General features: G+C 63.5%; 13 protein-coding genes. 1 reads left to right on the top strand and 12 read right to left on the bottom strand.

The window, feature by feature from the left end:
- Window positions 1-5 precede the first annotated feature (5 nt).
- The 7 genes from T31B1_RS15415 to T31B1_RS15385 all read right to left on the bottom strand — a co-directional run bounded on the left by T31B1_RS15415 (window position 6) and on the right by T31B1_RS15385 (window position 8,794).
- The gene (locus T31B1_RS15415) at window positions 6-1,649 is read right to left on the bottom strand and encodes a class I adenylate-forming enzyme family protein (RefSeq protein WP_353250418.1); all 1,644 of its coding nucleotides are present in this window, start codon (window positions 1,647-1,649) and stop codon (window positions 6-8) included.
- A 25-nt stretch (window positions 1,650-1,674) separates the two neighbouring features.
- The gene (locus T31B1_RS15410; protein WP_353250417.1) at window positions 1,675-2,766 is read right to left on the bottom strand and encodes an ABC transporter ATP-binding protein; all 1,092 of its coding nucleotides are present in this window, start codon (window positions 2,764-2,766) and stop codon (window positions 1,675-1,677) included.
- A 1-nt stretch (window position 2,767) separates the two neighbouring features.
- Window positions 2,768-4,381, bottom strand: a complete 1,614-nt coding sequence (locus T31B1_RS15405) for a phytoene desaturase family protein (RefSeq protein WP_353250416.1) — start codon at window positions 4,379-4,381, stop codon at window positions 2,768-2,770.
- Window positions 4,378-5,235, bottom strand: a complete 858-nt coding sequence (locus tag T31B1_RS15400) for an ABC transporter permease (RefSeq protein WP_353250415.1) — start codon at window positions 5,233-5,235, stop codon at window positions 4,378-4,380. The genes T31B1_RS15405 and T31B1_RS15400 overlap by 4 nt, the downstream gene beginning before the upstream one ends.
- Entirely contained in the window at window positions 5,232-6,065 is an 834-nt protein-coding gene (locus T31B1_RS15395; protein WP_353250414.1) for an ABC transporter permease, read from the bottom strand. The genes T31B1_RS15400 and T31B1_RS15395 overlap by 4 nt, the downstream gene beginning before the upstream one ends.
- 103 nt (window positions 6,066-6,168) lie before the next feature.
- On the bottom strand, window positions 6,169-7,266 hold the full coding sequence (locus T31B1_RS15390; RefSeq protein WP_353250413.1) for an ABC transporter substrate-binding protein: 1,098 nt from the start codon (window positions 7,264-7,266) through the stop codon (window positions 6,169-6,171).
- Window positions 7,267-7,300: 34 nt separating this feature from the next.
- Window positions 7,301-8,794, bottom strand: coding sequence for an aldehyde dehydrogenase (locus T31B1_RS15385; protein ID WP_353250412.1), 1,494 nt, complete (start codon window positions 8,792-8,794; stop codon window positions 7,301-7,303).
- 126 nt (window positions 8,795-8,920) lie between these two features.
- Between T31B1_RS15385 and T31B1_RS15380 the strand changes: the two genes are divergently transcribed.
- Window positions 8,921-9,829 (top strand): LysR family transcriptional regulator, encoded by a 909-nt coding sequence (locus tag T31B1_RS15380; RefSeq protein ID WP_353250411.1) that lies wholly within the window; start codon window positions 8,921-8,923, stop codon window positions 9,827-9,829.
- 29 nt (window positions 9,830-9,858) lie between these two features.
- Here T31B1_RS15380 and T31B1_RS15375 read toward each other — a convergent pair whose 3' ends face one another.
- The 5 genes from T31B1_RS15375 to T31B1_RS15355 all read right to left on the bottom strand — a co-directional run bounded on the left by T31B1_RS15375 (window position 9,859) and on the right by T31B1_RS15355 (window position 15,074).
- Window positions 9,859-10,794 carry a 2-hydroxyacid dehydrogenase gene (locus T31B1_RS15375; RefSeq protein ID WP_353250410.1) on the bottom strand — a complete coding sequence of 312 codons (936 nt, stop codon included), beginning with the start codon at window positions 10,792-10,794 and terminating at the stop codon, window positions 9,859-9,861.
- A 169-nt stretch (window positions 10,795-10,963) separates the two neighbouring features.
- Window positions 10,964-11,746: an ABC transporter permease gene (locus tag T31B1_RS15370; protein ID WP_353250409.1), complete on the bottom strand. Its 783-nt coding sequence runs from the start codon at window positions 11,744-11,746 to the stop codon at window positions 10,964-10,966.
- Window positions 11,746-12,603 carry an ABC transporter permease gene (locus tag T31B1_RS15365; protein WP_353250408.1) on the bottom strand — a complete coding sequence of 286 codons (858 nt, stop codon included), beginning with the start codon at window positions 12,601-12,603 and terminating at the stop codon, window positions 11,746-11,748. The genes T31B1_RS15370 and T31B1_RS15365 overlap by 1 nt, the downstream gene beginning before the upstream one ends.
- Before the next feature lie 77 nt (window positions 12,604-12,680).
- The gene (locus T31B1_RS15360; RefSeq protein WP_353250407.1) at window positions 12,681-13,727 is read right to left on the bottom strand and encodes an ABC transporter substrate-binding protein; all 1,047 of its coding nucleotides are present in this window, start codon (window positions 13,725-13,727) and stop codon (window positions 12,681-12,683) included.
- Between the two features lie 45 nt (window positions 13,728-13,772).
- Entirely contained in the window at window positions 13,773-15,074 is a 1,302-nt protein-coding gene (locus T31B1_RS15355; RefSeq protein ID WP_353250406.1) for an NAD(P)/FAD-dependent oxidoreductase, read from the bottom strand.

Genomic DNA, 15,074 nt, shown 5'->3' with positions numbered 1-15,074 from the left:
CTCGATCAGCGCCAGATGTCGTCTTGCGCGTCGTACGTATTGGCGAGCACGTCGTCGGCGTCGCCTGCCAGCTTGTTCTTGGCGATCTTGCGCGACGCCGTACGCGGGAAATCGGTCTGCATGTACTCGATATAGCGCGGCACCTTGAACGCGGCCAGGCGGCTGCGGCAATGCTCGAGAATGCGTTGTGGGGGCACGTCTGTCGGCTCGATGCCGGCCGTGAGCTTGATATAGGCCTTGACCTCTTCGCGGCGCAGTACGTCGGGCACGGCCACCACGGCGGCTTCGTCGATCTCGCCCATGGAACGCAGCACCGCCTCGACCTCGTTGGCGGCAATGTTCTCGCCGGAGCGTTTGATCATTTCCTTGATCCGCCCGACCAGGTAATAGAAGCCGTCCTCGTCGCGGCGAAACAGATCGCCGGTACGAAACCAGGCGCCGACGAAGCTCTCGGCGTTTGCCTGCGGACGCTTGTAGTACCCCCAGAAGATGCTGCGGCCCTTCACCCACAGCTCGCCGACCTCGCCGGTGGGCACATCCCGGCCGTCGGCGTCGCAGATGCGCATTTCGCGAAAGGCCATCGGCAGGCCACAGGTTCGTACCAGCGACTTGTCATGGGCACCGGCGGGCACGAGCGCGCCGGTGCCGATTTCGGTCATGCCATAGCCTTCACGGGCGATCACGCTAAAGCGCTTTTGCACGTCCCGGCGGGCCTCCTCGGTCCAGCCGTAGATACTGATGTATTTCAGGCTGAGCTCGGCATCGCGCGCCGACGGCGGGTAATAGGACAACGCCGGCTCGGGGAAGATACAGAAGTGGATTTCGTAGTCGATCAGCCAGTCGAAGAACCGGCTCAGACTCATCTTGTCGGCGATATAGGCTGTGCCCCCGAGTGTCAGCGTCATCAGAAACTGCCACATCGGGTCCATGTAGAAGAACGGCGCCCAGATCAATATGTTCTCGATACCGCCCTGCTCCGGACGCCGGTGGCGCGCCGAATTGGCGCCATGCATCACCCAGTAGTCGTGGTTGAGCATGCAGCCTTTGGGAAAGCCGGTGGTGCCCGAGGTGTACTGCAGGTTCAACAGATCGTTGCGGCCCACGACCCAGGGCACAACGAACGCGGCATCGCCGGCTTCGATCAAGTCGTCCCACGAGCGGTACACGTCGGCAAGGCCGGCATGCTCGATGACGCGCTCCGGCACGAGCGTGTCGGGCCAGGTCTCGATCGATTCGAGGATCGCGATGAAATCCTGTTCGACGATGAAAAACTGCACATCGGCGTCGTCGAGCACGAAGCGCAGCTCGTCCTTTCGATAGGCCGTGTTGATGGGCACCATGACCGCGCCCAGACGGCCCAGGGCGATCCAGGTGATCGGATAGGCCGGCGTATTCGCCAGCATCACCCCGACATGACAGCCCTTGCGTACGCCCAGGCGCATCAGGCTCGAGGCGAGCCGGCTCGCACGTTCATCGAGCTGTCGATACGACAGCGTCACGTTCTGTTCGAACCAGACCGCGGCGGTGGCGTCGCCCTTGAGCGCGGCCCGCTCGCGGACCAATTCACCTATCGTCTCGGGCAGCGCGATCTGCTGCTCGCCCGCGCGACGCGCCCGCTCGTCGGCCGTGGTGAAAGCGGGGCTGGGCACTGTTGCAACCATTATCCAAAAACCTCTAGCAAGCAATAATTCGACAATCGTTCTGGGCCCAACGCAGGCTCACGCGGTCGCCGTGCGACAGCAACAAACGCGAGCGCGAGTTCGCCTGCTGGGCGACCACCGGCACATCGCCGGCGATCGTCAGGTAATGGCGCACGACGCCCCCGACGATCAATGAATCCTTGACCACGGCCTCGATCCAGGGGTTGTCCGATCCCGTGGACTCGCGATCATCTCCGGCGGCGCGAACCTCGACGTTTTCCGGCCGGATGACGGACGTCACGCGATCGCCCACGGCGACATCCGCTTCGACCTCGGTGACCTCGAAGGCACCGGCCGCGCCGGTCACGCGGACCCGATCGCCGTTAACGGCCGACACCTCGCACTCGACCAGATTGGCGGTGCCGATGAAATCGGCCGCGAATACGGATTTCGGTCGGAAATACAGCTGTTCCGGGGTGTCCTGCTGCTCGATGCGGCCCTGATTCATGAGCACGATGCGATCGGACATGGTCAACGCCTCGTCCTGATCGTGGGTGACGTTGAGCATCGTGATGCCCAGTTCCGCATGCACCCGCCGAATCTCGAGCTGCATGTACTCGCGCAGCTTCTTGTCGAGCGCGCCGAGCGGCTCGTCGAGCAGAATCAGCGCCGGGTTGTAGACGATGCAGCGGGCCAGCGCCACGCGCTGCTGCTGCCCGCCGGAGAGTTCGCGCGGCTTGCGGTCCTTGATCTGGGGCAGCTGTACCAGATCGAGCACGTCGTTGACCTTGCGCTCGATCTCCTGCCGGGACAGGCGCCGTACGCGCAGCGGAAAGGCGATGTTCTCGAACACGCTCATATGCGGCATGAGCGCATAGTTCTGGAACACCATGCCCAGGTCGCGTTCGCTCGCCGAGCTGTGGGTGACGTCGCGCCCGCGTATCTCGATACGTCCGGCGCTCGGCGTGGCCATGCCGGCGATGAGATTGAGCAGGGTCGTCTTGCCGGAGCCGCTCGGCCCGAGCAGGGTCACGAACTCGCCCTCGCGAATCGTCAGATCCACGTTGGACACGGCATCGACATCGCCGAATGCCTTGGAGACCCCCTTGAGTTCGACCATATGCATGCTAAGTCCTCCTCTGGCGCGAACGGCCGAGTGCCTTGAGCACCACCCGCGCGGCGTTGTAGCCGGGCACGCCGGTCACCCCGCCGCCCGGATGCGCCGATGCCCCGCACTGGAAAAGCCCATCCACGGGCGTGCGATAGGCCGCACTGCCATGAACCGGGCGATTGAAAAGAATCTGGTCGGCACTGAGCTCGCCGTGGTGCACGTGCCCGCCGGGCAGGAGAAAGTGCTGTTCGATATCGTGCGGCGAAAGCACCTGGCAATCGTCGATGCAGTCGGCGAAGTCGGGCGCGTACTGCGTAATCGTGTCGACGGCGTTGGCATACAGCCGCTTGCGCGCATCGTCATCCCAGGCGCCCGTTTCCAGCGCGTAGGGCGCATGCTGGCCGAACACGTGCATGAGATGACGCCCTGACGGCGCGACGCTGTCGTCGACGACGCTCGGTGTGGTCAGCACCAGTGCCGGATTCTGTGCGATACGGCCATACTTGGCCGCGTCGAAGGATTGTTCGAAATAGCGCGTCGACGGGGCAATGCGCAGCTGGGCCGGATAGGCAAACCCGCTGCGCTCGGGCTCGAAGCCGGTGAAGCTGGGCAGCCGACGCAAGGCGAAGTTGATCTTGAACGCCGCCGAGCGGTCGCGGATACGCCCGACGCGCCGGGTGAAATCCGCATCCAGCGCCTCGGCGTCGACCATCGAACCGAACAGCAGTTTGGACGGCACGTTGGAGACCACCGCTCGCGCGCGGATCTCGCTGCCGTCCTCGAGTACCACACCCTGGGCACGGCCATCGTGCAGGATTACGTTGCGTACCTGGGCGTTCGTACGAATGATCAGGCCGTGGCGCCGGCCGGCTGCGGCGATTGCTTCGGAAATCGAGCCCATGCCGCCACGCACGAACCCGCTGGGCCCGGCGGCGGTCGTGTTGTCGCGAATGAATCCGCGCAGCAGGATATAGGCTGAACCGGGCGCCGAGAGCGTCGTCGCTGCGCCGCTGCAGGCGACATAGAAGCCCAGCGCGGTAATCACTTCGTCGCTGACGAACCAGCGCTTGAGCCAGTCGTAGCCGCTGAGCGTCATCAGCTCGTAGACGTCGTAGAAGACCGCGCCAAGATTGCGGTTCTTCCAGGCAAAACGGGCCAGCCGCACGCGCTCGCTCAGCTTCGACGATCCCGGGTCGGGCGGAATCTCCCAGAGCATGCGCGAGACCACCTCGCCGATGGCCTTCATGGTCTGCACATAGTCCGGATAGGCATCCGCATCGACGCGGCTGTAGCGCGCCAGTTCTGCATGCAGGCGTTCGCTGTCGCCGTGCAGCACCAGATACCGTTCGCGGTCGTAGAAATGCACCATCGGCGGCGGCACGAGCACTTCGAAGCCTTCGCGCGCGAGATCCAGTTCCTGAATGATGCGCGGCTGCAGCAAGGCCATGGTGTAGGCACCGGTCGATACCCGATAGCCGGGCCAGACCGCTTCACTGACTGCCGCGCCGCCGACGATGTCGCGCCGCTCGAGCACGCAGACCTTATGGCCCTGACGGGCCAGATAGGTGCCGCAGACCAGGCCGTTGTGGCCGCCGCCGACCACCACTGCATCGAATTGTTGATCTGTCATCGGGCGTCGTCCGGGGCGATGGTGGGCTTCTGGTTGGTCTTGTCGGCGGCCTGCAGACGCATGACGCCGAGACACACCAGCAGCGATATGCCAGTCAGCAACGCCGACACAGCCGCCAGTACCGGCGATATTTCCCAACGGATCGCGCTGTACATGCGTACCGGCAGCGTCGTCGAATCCGGCCCGGTGATGAAGTAGGCGATGATGACTTCATCGAAGGAGATCAAAAACGCGAACAGCGCGCCGATGACGATGCTCGGCCGGATCTGTGGCAGCACCACCTCGAAGAAGATGCGTCGCCGGCTCGCACCCATCATGAGCGCAACGTTCTCCAGGGCGGGATCGGTCTGGCGCAGGCCGGACGTCAGCGCCACGATCACGAACGGGGTGACGAATACGGTATGCCCGAGCACTACGCCCAGCAGGCTGTCGACCAGCCCGAGCTTGGACAGCCCCATATACATGCCCAGACCCAGCACCACGGTCGGCACGAGCATCGGCGCCAGCGACAGGGTCTCGAGCAGCTTCTTGCCGACCAGGCGACCGCGTACCAGCGCGTAGGCGGCCGGCAGGCTGATCGCAAGTGACAGCACGGTGGTCAGGCTCGACGCGATCAGACTCATGATCGCCGCATCCGTCCAGCCCGGATCGGTGAAGAATTCGCGAAACAGTTCCAGCGAGAACGTCTTGGGCGGGAAACTCAGTTCGCTGCTACCGCTGAAGGCGATCGGGATCACGATCAGGCTCGGCAGCACCAGAAACACATACCCCATCCAGGCCATGCATCGCCCGAACCAGCGCCAGCCGGTTTCGGCCAGGCGTTGCCGATGCCGTTGTGCGCCCGCGCGGCTCATCGTGCCACCTCACGGCTGGCCTGGGCGCGTACCAACAGCAGCATCAGCACGGCCGAAATCAACAACAGCATCATGGCGATCGAGGTGGCCAGCACCCAGTCGAGCGATTGCCGGGTATAGAAGTCGATCAGGTTCGACAACATCATGTCGCTGCTGCCGCCCAGCAATGCGGGTGTGATGTACATGCCCATCGACAGCGTCAGACACATCAGAATGCCGGCGAACACGCCGGGCAGGCTCAACGGCAATGTCACCCGAAAGAAGATGCGCAGCGGCCCGGCCCCCATGATGCGGGCCGCGCGCTCGAGATTCGCATCCTGGCTTTCGAGGCTGGCCATCACCGGCAGCACCATGAACGGCAGCAGATAATTGGTCATGCCCACGACCACGCTGAAGCGATTGAACATCAGCTGCGGGTGCCAGTAGCCGCCACTCAGCCAACGCAGCAGCTGGGTGACGAACCCCTGGTCGCCCAGCACCACGGTCAAGGCAAAACTCTTGACCAGAATGCTGGTCCAGAATGGCAGCATCACCATGACCAGATACGGCGCGCGGCGATGGCGCGGCATCCGCGTGATATGCATGGCCAGCGCATAGCCCAGCAGCAGCGCCACGGCCGTCGACCACAGGCTGATACTCAACGTATTCCATGCCACCTTGCGGATGAGACCGCTGGTCAGAACCTGGGCATAGCCCTGGGTGGTGAAGCCGCCGTCATAGAAGCTGGTCCAGCCGACATAGCCGAGCGGCCACAGGAACATGGCCAGCAGCAGGGCGCCGAGCGGCACCAGCAGGGCAACGGTGGTACGCGTTTTGATCGTGTCTGCCATCGTCAATCCAGTGGGTTCGAACACGCTTCGGAGCACGGCCACAGGGCGCCGGCTCCAATGCGCAGACCAAGGCCGCTTCGTGGCGGCCGGACGATGTCGCGACCTACATCAACATCCACTCGGTAAAGCGACGCTGCAGATCGTCGAAATGCTCGCCCCACCATTCGTCGTCGATGACGATCGCATTGGCGCTGTTCATGTCCGGCATCCGCGCGCGGGCATCCGCATCGACCAGCGACAGCGCCTTTTCGGCATTGGGAGAGAATTCGACCATCTCGCAGAATTTCGCCTGGTTTTCGGGCTGCAGGCAGAAATTCACGTATTGCATGGCCGCTTCGGTGTTACGCCCATGCCGCGGCACGGCGAGATATTCCAGACTGTTGAGCGTCTGTTTCATCGACATCGCCACCGACGTACCGGCGCGTTGCGCGGGCAAGACGCGGCTGAGATAGGTGTAGGTGAAATCGAGATCGCCACTGGCGATCAGGCTCACCGTCTGCGGCGTGGTCTCGATCCACTTGCGCACATGCGGCTTGATACGATCGAGCGCGGCGAAACCGCGTTCGATATCCAGCGGGTAGAGCGCATCCGGCGCCACGCCGTCGGCCAGCAGCGCCATCTCGAGGTTCTCGCTGATCCGCGAGCGCAGACCGCGCCGGCCGGGGAATCGGTCTACATCCCAGAACTGCTCGAAGGTTTCGGGGTGCTGGCCCTGCGGATTGCGTTTCGGATCGAAACCGATGCCGCCGGCATAGAAATAGGTGCCCACGTTGTCGTCACCGGTCTGCTGGATCAGCCCGGAGGTATCCACGATCGACGTATCGATCTTTTCCCACATGCCCTGTTTGGAGCCGGCCATGATCTGGGGCCCGATGCTGTCGAAGACGTCCCAGGAAATACGCCGGTTCTGCACCTGGACCTTCATGCGCGCCAGATCGGCGTTGTTGACCAGATTGACGCGGATACCCGTGGCCTTCTCGAAGGGCTGCGCGAATGACGTACGCACGGCGTCTTCATAGGCGCCGCCCCAACAGGTGACATTGATCGACTTCGACTTCGCGCTGACGATGCCAGGCCAGCCCACGGTGCCCACGGCGCTGGCGGCCGCGATCGCACCCACCGATTTTACGAAGCCGCGTCTCGACAGCCCCCGGTTCAGAACGGTGTCGGCACCTTTTTCGTTGTGGTCATCCTTGTTCATCGTCAGCCCTCTTCTTTTTGGAATGCGAAATCGATTACGACGCGATCCAGACCGCCTTCCAGTCCATATACTTGGAGAAAGCGTGCATAGACTTATCGCGTCCGAAGCCGGATTGCTTGAAGCCGCCGAACGGCGCGGACATGCTGCCCTTGTCGAAACAGTTGACCCAGACCACGCCCGCGCGCAGACGCCGCGCCGCCTGGTGTGCCCGGCGCACATCGCCGGTCCAGATCGACGCGCCCAGCGCGTAGACGGAATCGTTGGCCACGTCGATGGCCTGCTCGAAACTGTCGACCGCGAGGCTGGCCAGTACCGGGCCGAAGATCTCTTCCTGCGATATGCGCATATCCGAGCGCACGTCGCTGAAGATCGTCGGCGGAATGAAGAACCCGCCCGAGCCCTGGTTCACGGCGCTGCCCCCAAGCAACGCCGCCGCGCCTTCCTGGCGGCCGATATCGATATAGGACATCACGCGGTCGAACTGGGCTTCGCTCACGATCGAGCCCATACGCGTTTCCGGGTCGAGCGGATCGGCAGGCACGAACTGACCGGCGATGCCGGCGACCTTGTCGAGCAGCGCATCCCGGATCGATGACTCGACGATCACGCGCGAGCCGGCGTTGCACACCTGGCCGCTGTTGGAAAAGATGCCCTTGGCCACCGCTTCCGCGGCCGCGTCCAGATCGGGGCAATCGGCCATCACGATCTGCGGACTCTTGCCCCCGCATTCGAGGGTCACGCGCTTGATGTTCGACTGGCCGGCATATTGCAGGAACAACTTGCCGACCGCGGTGGAACCGGTGAAGCCCACCGCGTCGACGTCCATATGCAGGCCCAGCGCCCGACCAGCGGTTTCACCAAAGCCCGGCACCACGTTGAGCACGCCCGGCGGAATACCGGCTTCCACGGCCAGCTGGGCGATACGGATCGCGGTCAAGGGCGATTGTTCCGCCGGCTTGAGCACGACCGAATTGCCGGCCGCCAGCGCGGGGCCAAGTTTCCAGCACGCCATCGACAGCGGGAAATTCCAGGGAACGACGGCCGCGACCACGCCCAGCGGTTCGGGAATCACCATCGTGGTCATATCCGGGGCGCCGGGCACGTATTCGCCATATAGCTTGTCGATGGCTTCGCCGTACCACTGGATGCACGAGGCCGAACTGACGATATCGCCGTTGTAGGCGTTGCTGATCGGCTTGCCCACGTTCAGCGATTCGAGCAGCGCCAGTTCTTCCCGGTGGTCGAGAATGCTCTGGGCGAAACGCTGCATGATCTGCTTGCGTTCGACCGGCGCGCGACGCGACCACACGCCAGCCTCGAACGCCTTGCGTGCCGCGGCCACGGCCGCATCCACATCGGCGGTGTCGCAGGCGGCGATATCCACGATCTTCTGGCCGGTCGCCGGATTCGTGGATTCGAAGGTCTCGCCGGACAACGCCGGCCGATACTCGCCATCGATGAACGCACGCCATTCCGCTTTGAGACCGCGCGCCCGTTCATGCCATACGTGTTTGTCTGAAACGCTCAAGCCATGCTCCTTGGGTTTTCGACGCGCCTGTGACACGTCATTTAGGGCTTGACTGGAGCCTACGCAAGCTGATCGTATAAATACCAATACAATCTTATAACTTAAAAAATAACCGCAGGTTATACAGTGACCGAGCTCAACGTCAGACAACTCGAAATCTTTCGGGCCGTGGTCAACACCGGGTCGGTTTCGGCGGCGGCTCGAATGCTGTACGTATCGCAGCCCGCGGTCACCAAGACACTGAAAAACCTCGAGACATCGCTCGACCTCAAGCTGTTCCAGCGCACCAAGGGCCGCCTGCTGTGTACGCCCGAGGCGGCGACCCTGCTGCCCGAGGTCGAACGGCTGTTCGGCAGCATGGAATCGGTCAGCCAGCTGGCTACCGAGATACGCGACGGCATGGCCGGCCGGATCACGATCGGCGCGCCGACCACCATCGCCGCATCGCTGATCCCACACGCAATCAAGATATTCGTGGCCGATCATCCCAAGGTCGTCTTCGATGTCCGCGCGTTGCCGACGCGTCACGTGGTCGATTACGTCACCACCGGCCAGGTCGATATCGGCATCCTCGATGTCCCCACCCCCACCGACGATCTGCAGGTCGAGGAATTCGGAACGGCCGAACTGGTGGCGGTCCTGAAAAGCGCGCATCCGCTGGCCCGGCACGCCTGCCTCGGCCCTGCAGAACTGGCCGGCCAGATGCTGGTGTCGTTCGGTATGGAAACGAGTACGGGTTGGCTGCTACGCGAAGCGTTCAGACGCTGCGGCTATGTCTTCAAACCGGCGTTGATGTCGAACAATACGTCGACGGCCTGTTCCATGGTCAACCAACTCGACGCCATCGCACTGGTCGATCCCTTCACCCTTCTCAGCGGCGCCTATCCCGATCTCGTGGCGCGGCGATTCGAACCCCAGGTGAAGATACAGCCGCGCTTTCTGTTTCCGACCGAACGGCCGCGCTCGCTGATCCTGCGCCAGTTCGTGGACGTGATCCGGTCCATCGCCGGCGAGGATATCCGCGCGATCGATTGAGCGCTGCCCAGCAATTCGTACGCACCAGACTAGTAACCGCGCCACCGATCCACTCTACCGATCATCGCCTCGCCTTTGCGATCACGTTCAATATTGGCCATCAAAACATCGAAGGCGGTATCGGGGTTGGTCATCGCCGCGATATGCGGCGTCAGCAGAATACGCGGGTCGGACCAGAACGGGTGATCTGGCGCAGGCGGTTCGCTATCCAGCACATCCAGAACCGCTCCACGGAGAATGCCGTCGTCGAGGGCCGCACTCAGGTCGGCTTCGACGAGGTGTCCGCCCCGCCCCATGTTCACCAGGCAGGCCCCACGCGGCAATTGCTCGAACAGGCTGCGGTCGAGCATGCCGCGGGTCGCCTCGGTCAGGGGCAGCATGCAGATCAGGATATCCGTGACGGCGAGCATGCGTGCGAGCCCGTCTTCTTCTTGGAAACAGGCCACGCCGGGCAGCGTGTGCGCCGAACGCGCCCACCCCAATACCTCGAAACCTAGCGTCACCAGTCGTCGGGCGATGGCGCGGCCCAATGAGCCCAGCCCCAGGATACCGACCCGGCGCGCTGTGGCCGGTAGCGGTGCGTGGGGCATCCAGGCACGCGTGTGCTGCTGGTGCCGATAGCGATCGAACTCGCGGTGCAGATACAGGACGGCGGTGCTGGCGTATTCCACGACGCCCGCCTCGATCTGCGGGTCGAACATGCGGACCACGGGAACCCGTTCGGGGATGGCCGCCAGATCGAACTGGTCGACCCCCGCGGAGGTCGCGAATATCGCTCGTAGCGAGGGGAAACGCCCCAGGATATCGTCGGGCGGCTGCCAGCTCAGCAGATAGTCGACGTCGGCCGCATCTCCCGGATCATCCGAGCGCCGGAACGTGATCGAAGGCGCACGCGCGGCGAACAGCGCCTGCCAACGTGCGGCCCGCGTATCGTCGGGCCCCCAATAAAGCAGAGTAGCGGTCATGTCATGTCCATGAGATCGTGCCTGCCGGCGATGCAGCACAGCCTTTAACGCCGGGGCGACAAGCCCCGCCGGCGGTGGCAGGCAGCCTACGAGCGGCCTCGGTCATCGGCAAGTCCCGTACGGCCGAGAACCGGAAACCGGATGGTGCCGTTTTCAAACACGACGCCGCTCAGCGACGCCGGAATAACAGGCTCAGCGCAGCCAAGGTCGTCGTCCCCACGATCAGCAGCGTGCTGATCGCGGCAATGGTTGGATCGATCTCGTCGCGCAGCCGTGTGAACATCACCTTTGTGAGCGTCTGCTTGTCGCCACCGGAAATGAACAGCGCCACGATGGTTTCATCGAGCGTCCAGATGAAGGCGAAGATCGCCCCCGAGACGACGCTGGGCTTGATCTGGGGCAGCACCACGGCAAAGAACGCCCGGAAACGATTCATGCCCAGACTGCGGGCCACCATTTCCTGATTCTTGTCGAAGCCTCGCAGGCCGGCGCCGACCGCGGTCACCACGAACGGCAGGCTGAGCATCACGTTCGCCAACACGAGCCCGGTGGTCGTTGCCCACAGCCCGGTTCGAGCGAAGGCGAGAAACAACCCGGCCGCGATGATGATCAACGGCACCATGAGCGGCAGCATGAGCAGAATACGCACATAGCGTGCGCTCCAGTGGTCGGTGTTCTCGAGCGCGTAGGCAGCCGCCACGCCCAGGGGCGTGGCGATCAGGGTCGCCAGTACGGCCACTTGAAGACTCGTGCGCGCCGCGCCGAGCCATTCGTTGCTCGAAAAGAACGCGTCATACCAACGCAGCGAGAACGCCTCCGGCGGAAAACTCAGGAATCGCGCGTCCGAGAACGACATCGGGATGACGATGAGCACCGGCAGGATCAGAAAGACCACGACGCCGATCACATACAGATACAGGGCCGCGCGTCGCAAGGGCATACGTCTGACCATCACCCGGCCCCCACGATTCGATCCACCGGCACGATGCGGCTGGCGAGATAGAACACGATAAGCACGATCACCAGCAGCACGACGCTCACCGCGCTGGCCGCCCCCCAATCATTGAACAACTCCACGTTGCGGCTGACCACCATTGAAGCCATGACCGTCTTGCCACCGCCCATCAACTCGGGCGTGATATAGAACCCAAGGCACAGCACGAACACCAGAGCCGCGCCGGCCATCACGCCCGTCAACGACAGCGGGAAATAGATGCGGCGAAAGGCGTGGAACGGCGAACCGCCCAGGCTCATGCCGGCCAGCATGAGATCGTCGGGTATCTTCTGCATCGCCGAATACAGCGGCAGCACCATGAACGGCAGCAGGATATGGATCGTCGCCACGATGGTGCCGAACTCGTTGTTGACCAGCCGCAACGGCGCATCGACCGCACCCAGACTCATCAGAAAGCTGTTGATCACGCCGTTGTGTCCGAGCAGGATCAGCCAGGCATAGGTTCGTACCAAAACGCTGGTCCAGAACGGCAACACCACCGCCACCAGAATGGGCAGGGCCCACCGGCGCGGCAGCACACAGGCCGCATAGGCCAGCGGATACCCCAGCACCAGCGTGCCCAGAGTCACGATCGCGCTGATCCGGAAGGTCAACACGAACGTGTCGAAATAGATCGAATCGGTGAAGATCCGCTCGTAGTTGGCCAGGGTGAAACCGCCGGCATAGATCGACTGCCAGAACAGCCAGCTGGTCGGCACGATCAGCAGCAACAGCACCACGCAGACCGCGGGCGCCATGAGCAGGTACATTAGCCCGCGATCCCGGCGGCGATGTCGGAGAGCGGCGTCGGCCATGGGCGAAAACTCGCTAGCGTGAATGGCCGGACCGGCAATGCCGGCCCGGGCGACGAAAGACAGGCATACAATCGCGATCAGCGCTGCATGAAGCGCAGCCAGCGCCGCTGGGTGTCCTCACCTTCGGGGGACGCCCACCATTTATAGGACAGCTCCGCCTGCTGGGCCGCATTGGTCGGCGAACTGGGCAGCTGGGCGGCGCGCTCGTCGGAAATCTTGCCGGTATCGAACGCCTTGGCATTGGCCGGGCCGTAGTCGATGTACTTGGGCAGGTTGGCCTGATATTCCGGCGAGATGGCGGCATTGACGAACCGGTAGGCGGTATCCAGATTCGGCGAGCCCTTGAGAATACACAACCCGGTGCGCTGGAGAATGCCATCGGCGTAGGTGTAGTCGACGTTGTCGCCGGCCTTCTTGAGCTCGCTGACACGGCCGTTCCACATCATGATCATGTCCACTTCGCCGTCGTGGAGCAGCTGTGCCGACTGGCCGCCAGACGTCCACCAGGTGGCGATATGCGGCTTGATCTCGTCGAGCTTGGCAAATGCCCGATCGACATCCAGCGGATAGAGCTTGTCGCGGGGCACGCCGTCAGCCAGCAGCGCGGCCTCCAGCGTGGCCACGGGGTAATTGCGCAACGCCCGTCGTCCGGGGAATTTCTTCACATTCCAGAAATCCGCCCAGCTTTTAGGCGGGTTGTCGCCGTACTTGTCGGCGTTGTAGGCCAGCACGCTCGAATATTTCTCGTAAGGAACCGAATAGGCGGTGCGCGTGCTTTCGGGGATGTCCTTGGCGGCCGGCAGCCGCGAGTAGTCGAGTTTTTCGACCAGATCCTGTGCGCCGGCACGAATACAGTTGTAGGGCGGCGTGTCCACCACGTCCCAGACGACCCGCCCGGTCATGCCCTGCGTCTTGATCATCGGCAGCGGATCGGGAACGCTGTCCTGGTTGATGGTGATATCCAGCGCCTGGGCCACCGGGTCGAGAATCGCCTTTGTCTGGGCGTCCTGATAGGCCCCGCCCTGGGAGACGAACGTGATCTCGTCTGCAGCGTTTGCCACGGCGGGCAGACCTGCGATAAGGCCGACCGCCATGGCCAGGCCGAGTGTGCGTCGGATTGTCATTGTCCTTGCCCTCTAGTTGTCGTTGTCGTACCGATTCATGTCGGATCAAAGCCCGACGGCATCGAGCAGCTGATACCACCCCGCCACCGAACGGATGCCCAGCTCTCGCAGCGGGTAGAACGGAATACGCTTGAGCCGCTCGGCGGCCAACAGGCCGACCTCCGGCGAATGGCCGGCGGCACACGCCCCGGCATGGCGACCCAGCAGCGTGGAAAGCGCCACGCCGGCGCCGTTGTAGCCGACACACGTCGTGGTGCGATCGTCCAGACGGCCGACATGCGGAAACTTGTCAAGGGTCATTGCCACGTGGCCCGACCAGCGATAGTCGACAGCCACGCCCGCCAGGTCCGGAAACAGCCCCACCATCGCTCGCTGCAGCGCATCGAACGCTTTGGCCGAATCTTCTCTTCCGAACGCGCCACGGCCGCCGAAGACAAACCGGTCGTCGACCTTGCGAAACCACCGCATCATGCGTCGGGTCTCGCCGTAGCTGCGATCATGCTTGAGTAGCCGCGCATGCAGCGATTCAGGCAAGGGCTCGGTTGCGATGATCGCGCTGCGAAACGGCACCACGCTGCGTCTGAGCCGGTCGGTCGCCGGTGTGATCCCCGAATAACCGTTGCTGGCCAGGATCACCTGCGACGCCTGAACGCTTCCCCCCGGCGTATGAAGCCGCACGCCCTGGCCAACTTGCTCCACCCGTTCGACCGGCGTGTCCTCGAACAGCAGATCCGAACCTGACCGACACAAACCATCGGCCAGGCCGCGTGCATAGGCCAGTGGACGCAGCCGGCCCACATCGTCGGCGAGCACGCCACCGACGAATGCGTTCGAGCCCGTTTCCTCGGCCACGCGCTCGGCCGAAACCACCGATAGATGGTCATCACCGAGCGCATCCACCTGCCAGCGTGCATCGGCGGCGATCCGTGCCAGCGCACGCTGGTTGTGCGCGCAGCTCAGATTGCCCGTGCGACGAAAATCCGCGGTCTCGATTCCCAACCGCTCGATCAGCGATTCGACCAGATCCACGGCGTCATGACTGATGCGGTGCATCAGCCGTGCCGTATCCAGCCCATGCGCCTGCGCAATCGCCGAATACGGCATACGGAACTTGGCCGATACCACGCCGCCGTTGCGGCCGCTGGCGCCCCACCCCACCCGTCTGGCTTCGAGCACCACGGGTTTGAGGCCCTGTTCGATCAGATAATGGGCCGCCGACAACCCGGAGTAGCCGCCGCCGACGATCGCCACGTCGACTTGCAGGGGCGTGGCGAGCGGCCGCGCGGGCTCTGCCGGCGGCGCCTGGGCTGCCCACAGCGAGGCTACGGAGGGGTACGGCTGGCGCAT

Source organism: Salinisphaera sp. T31B1, assembly GCF_040361275.1.
Classification (GTDB): Bacteria; Pseudomonadota; Gammaproteobacteria; order Nevskiales; family Salinisphaeraceae; genus Salinisphaera.
The sequence above is the reverse complement of the archived record's forward strand: the minus strand, read 5'-3'. Positions and strand labels throughout refer to the sequence as shown.

Coding starts and splice junctions, on each gene's coding strand:
- T31B1_RS15410 (WP_353250417.1), bottom strand. CDS start 2,766: ATGCATATGGTCGAACTCAAGGGGGTCTCCAAGGCATTCGGCGATGTC.
- T31B1_RS15405 (WP_353250416.1), bottom strand. CDS start 4,381: ATGACAGATCAACAATTCGATGCAGTGGTGGTCGGCGGCGGCCACAAC.
- T31B1_RS15400 (WP_353250415.1), bottom strand. CDS start 5,235: ATGAGCCGCGCGGGCGCACAACGGCATCGGCAACGCCTGGCCGAAACC.
- T31B1_RS15395 (WP_353250414.1), bottom strand. CDS start 6,065: ATGGCAGACACGATCAAAACGCGTACCACCGTTGCCCTGCTGGTGCCG.
- T31B1_RS15390 (WP_353250413.1), bottom strand. CDS start 7,266: ATGAACAAGGATGACCACAACGAAAAAGGTGCCGACACCGTTCTGAAC.
- T31B1_RS15375 (WP_353250410.1), bottom strand. CDS start 10,794: ATGACCGCTACTCTGCTTTATTGGGGGCCCGACGATACGCGGGCCGCA.
- T31B1_RS15370 (WP_353250409.1), bottom strand. CDS start 11,746: ATGGTCAGACGTATGCCCTTGCGACGCGCGGCCCTGTATCTGTATGTG.
- T31B1_RS15365 (WP_353250408.1), bottom strand. CDS start 12,603: ATGGCCGACGCCGCTCTCCGACATCGCCGCCGGGATCGCGGGCTAATG.
- T31B1_RS15360 (WP_353250407.1), bottom strand. CDS start 13,727: ATGACAATCCGACGCACACTCGGCCTGGCCATGGCGGTCGGCCTTATC.
- T31B1_RS15355 (WP_353250406.1), bottom strand. CDS start 15,074: ATGCGCCAGCCGTACCCCTCCGTAGCCTCGCTGTGGGCAGCCCAGGCG.